General features: G+C 36.5%; 4 protein-coding genes. 1 reads left to right on the top strand and 3 read right to left on the bottom strand.

Annotation, left to right across the window (positions count from 1 at the left end; all coding sequences use genetic code 11):
* The first annotated feature begins 179 nt into the window (after nucleotides 1-179).
* Nucleotides 180-833, top strand: coding sequence for an orotate phosphoribosyltransferase (gene pyrE, locus E1171_RS05210; protein WP_155204773.1), 654 nt, complete (start codon nucleotides 180-182; stop codon nucleotides 831-833).
* A 105-nt stretch (nucleotides 834-938) separates the two neighbouring features.
* Here pyrE and E1171_RS05205 read toward each other — a convergent pair whose 3' ends face one another.
* From E1171_RS05205 to E1171_RS05195, 3 genes are all read right to left on the bottom strand, one after another.
* Nucleotides 939-1,730: a TIGR02757 family protein gene (locus E1171_RS05205; RefSeq protein ID WP_155204771.1), complete on the bottom strand. Its 792-nt coding sequence runs from the start codon at nucleotides 1,728-1,730 to the stop codon at nucleotides 939-941.
* Between the two features lie 86 nt (nucleotides 1,731-1,816).
* On the bottom strand, nucleotides 1,817-2,944 hold the full coding sequence (locus E1171_RS05200; RefSeq protein ID WP_155204769.1) for a LysM peptidoglycan-binding domain-containing protein: 1,128 nt from the start codon (nucleotides 2,942-2,944) through the stop codon (nucleotides 1,817-1,819).
* A partial coding sequence (locus tag E1171_RS05195) for a DUF4905 domain-containing protein (RefSeq protein ID WP_222931402.1) occupies nucleotides 2,934-3,723 on the bottom strand: 790 nt, incomplete at its 5' end. The genes E1171_RS05195 and E1171_RS05200, both read right to left, overlap by 11 nt.

Here is a 3,723-nt window from a genome sequence, read left to right as displayed (position 1 = left end):
AATTTTGGATTTAGGTAATACCTTTTCTCTTAGTTTTTCTTTTGTTAGGAATAAGTTATTCTGCTTTTGCTTTAATTAAAAACATTTGAATTTCACTAAGATTACAAATGAAGTAAAATAATTGTGCGCTTACAAAGTCTCTTTATTAATTTTGGGACAAATTAACAAAAAATGAGATTATGAATCCTGAACTCTCAAATACGGCTGTTAGCCGGGAAGTCGCAGCTCTTTTATTAGATATTCAAGCAATTCAATTAAATCCGGAATCTCCATTTACCTGGAGTTCAGGATGGAAATCACCCATTTATTGTGATAATAGGTTATCCTTGTCCTATCCAAATGTGCGTACCTTTATTAAACAAGCCCTGGCAAAGGAGATTCAGGAAAAATACCCGGAGGTAGAGGCTATTGCTGGTGTAGCAACAGCTGGAATCCCTCAGGGAGCATTAGTCGCGGAGGAATTAGGTCTTCCCTTTATTTATGTACGGTCCAAACCCAAAGGGCATGGAATGCAAAATATGATTGAGGGAAAAGTAACTAAGGGACAAAAAGTGGTGGTGATTGAAGACTTGGTATCTACTGGAGGAAGCTCATTGAAGGCGGTAGAGGCATTGCGTTCTGCTGACTTTGAAGTAGTAGGTATGGGCGCCATCTTTACCTACGGTTTTTCGTTGGCAGATGATAATTTTAAGCAGGCTCAGATTCCTTTATTTACTTTAAGTAATTATTCTATTATGTTGGAGGTAGCTCTGGAAAAAGAATATATTTCCAGAGAAGCCCTGGAGTCTTTGGAAGAATGGAGAAAGAACCCTTCAGAGTGGAGAAGGGACTGATTTGTTTATTAAATATGAGTTTTAAAAAGAACACAACGTCTTTAATTGGAGGTTGTGTTTTTATTTCAATTAGAAACTACTACATTCAATACATCTTCATTTCGATTAAAATTTTTCCTCCACTCCTAAACCAAAAAGAGCAAAATCATATTTCACAGGGTCTTTTGGGTCAAAGCTTTTGAGCTTTTCCGTGAGTTCTACAGCTGTTTGCCAATCCGTTTGCTTTCGTTCAATAAGGCCAAAACGACGAGCTACTCTGTCTACATGCACATCACAAGGACATACCAGTTGAGCGGGTTTTATTTTTCTCCATAAACCAAAGTCCACACCCTGATTGTCGATTCTTACCATCCACCGTAAGAACATATTAATCCTTTTACAAGCTGACTTTCGAGCTGGAGAGGCTATATGTTTATATGTACGTTTGGGGTGGTCTGGTAAGGAGAAAAATAATTTTCTGAAATTTATTAAACCTTGCTCGATATTATTGCTTTCGGGGGTCATTCCTTGAATAAATGCTTCCTCCAGGGAATAATTTTTGCTATAAAAATGCCTAAAAAAATGTATGAAATAGAGCGTATCTGTTGCGTTAAAGGTACGGTGCTTGAATTTTAAAAAAGGTTTCAAGTTGTCCTCCTTATGATTCATAATGAAATCGAAGGGAGCATTATCCATTAAGGCAAACAGCTCTCGGCATTTTTTTATAATGGTTTTTCTTTGCCCCCAGGCCAGGACAGCCGCCCAAAAGCCACTTATTTCAATATCTTGCAGTTTTTTGAATTGATGGGGTATCACAATGGGATCTTCCAATACAAAATCCCCTTGATTATATTGATTTACCTTTTCATCAAGAAAGGTCTTTAAATCTATTCCCTCTGAAATTACCTCTTGTATCATCTGAAAAAATGTTGGGATTTTTCTTTTTAGGTAAACGAAGGCTCTTTCCCATGGCTGAGTTTACTCAGCCGTGGGAGAAAAAAAGCTTACCGAACATAACTCATTTCAACAGGGAACCTGTTATTTATTGCTCCCAAGCGATCATAAGCCGCTTTGGATATTTTAATGACTATTTTGTCATTTTCACCTGTATCTGGAAGGCGACCTAAAACCCGGACAAAAATCGTTCGGTTATTTCTTTCATTTCGAAGGCGCATAACAGTTCCAATCGGTGCTGTGCGGTGAAGAGCCAGATATTTTTTTGTCTCTGAGTTTTCAATAACTTCTGCTAATCCCGTTTCTATTACCTTGTCAATACCATTGACTTTTTCAACAGTTTTTTCTGTTCCATTTTCAAAACCCCTATTTGGAGTGATGCTTTCAGTATTTTGACCTCCGGCCCTTTCAATAGGTGGGTTAATGCTGGCATTTAAGGAACCATTGTTTTCTAGTGGGGAAGATAATTCTTCTTTTGTCTTCTGGAGTGGAGATGAGTTTTCTGCAGCTTTTTCTTTCCCGGATTCTAACCAAATTTTTTGTCCTACCAAAAGTTCATTAGTATTTAAGTGGTTCCATTTTTTGAGTTCATCTACCTCAACTCCATAAATTTTGGAAATGGAATAGAGAGTTTGTTTTGGCTCCACTATATGGAACTTTTGATTAGTTTTTATTTCTGAAGTCTCATTCTTTGGGTTTAAGCCAATAGAAGATTCTTTTTTGGACTCACTTGAATAAATGAGTAGTTTTTGCCCCACTTTCAACCCATCTTCAGAAAGTTTATTCCAAGATTTAAGATCCTGGACAGATACATTGTTCGATCTGGCAATGGAATACAAGGTTTCCGAAGTCTTCACCACATGGAAGTTCTGATTATCAGGTGCTGTATTCTCTTCTTTGTTTGTTGGGACTTTTAACACTGTTCCTACTTTTAAGCCATTTTTTGCTTCAGGATTAAATCGATATAGTTCATCAACAGAAACATTATATTTCTTCGATAATCCATAAAGAGTTTCCTGTGCTTCCACTTTATGAAGTATGAAGGCTTGATTTCCCTGTTGTTGCATATCCAGAGAATCGATCATGGTTTTAGGATGACCAAAAAGAGGTGAAGCGCCTAATAAGCATATCCATAGTAGTAGTTTAAATATTGTTGAAAGGGATAAGTTAGATCGCATAGCTGAGAATTTGGGTTTTATTTTTAATAAATATTAATTGATCATTGGTACGAAAAAAAGTATCCATTCCCACCCCCTCAAGATTTTCGTCCAATTTTTCATGCAAAAGTTGTTGGCCACTTTCATCGAAAACTACAATAAAATTGGCCAGGTTTTCTTTTTCTATTGAATAATAAGAAATAATAATTTTATTACCGTACTCCAGGTAATCACAAGCTTTTACGGCTTTTATATATAATTTGCTCTCCAAAAATTCACTAAAATTCTGAAAATATGCATTTTCCTCTGTGTAATGAATGGGGAAATCAGTTTTGGTATTGGTTTGTTTTGCTTTGGCCTTCTGTTGAATAAAGCGTGCAGCAGTTTCCCCTAGAGTTGATATTTTTCCATTTAATAAATCAATAGTACTAAAATAACGCTCTTCTCCCTCTCTAGTGAACCCTACTACCTGCTTGCCCTCTGTACAGAGGTAGGTGAAATCAGAAACAGCCCATAAAACTTCCTGTTTAGAAACATCTAGAGCAAAGAGTTTTTGATTTTCAGGATTCTGGCTATCCTCAAACTCATGAATCAATAAAATGTTTTTTTCTAGAGCTGTTAAACCGAGCCACCAGCTTTCCTCAAAAGTTAAACCATCCCAAAGTAATTGTTTAGTTTCCAGGTTTATAGCTGAAAAACTGACTAGGTGGTTTTCATGGTCTCGAATCTCCAATACCAGTAAATCACCTTCAGGATTCATCAAGAGGTTCCAAATCGTGGCCCTAAAATCAAAAGAAAAA

The sequence above is a fragment of the Xanthovirga aplysinae genome (assembly GCF_009711365.1).
Lineage (GTDB): Bacteria > Bacteroidota > Bacteroidia > Cytophagales > Cyclobacteriaceae > Xanthovirga > Xanthovirga aplysinae.
The sequence above is the reverse complement of the archived record's forward strand: the minus strand, read 5'-3'. Positions and strand labels throughout refer to the sequence as shown.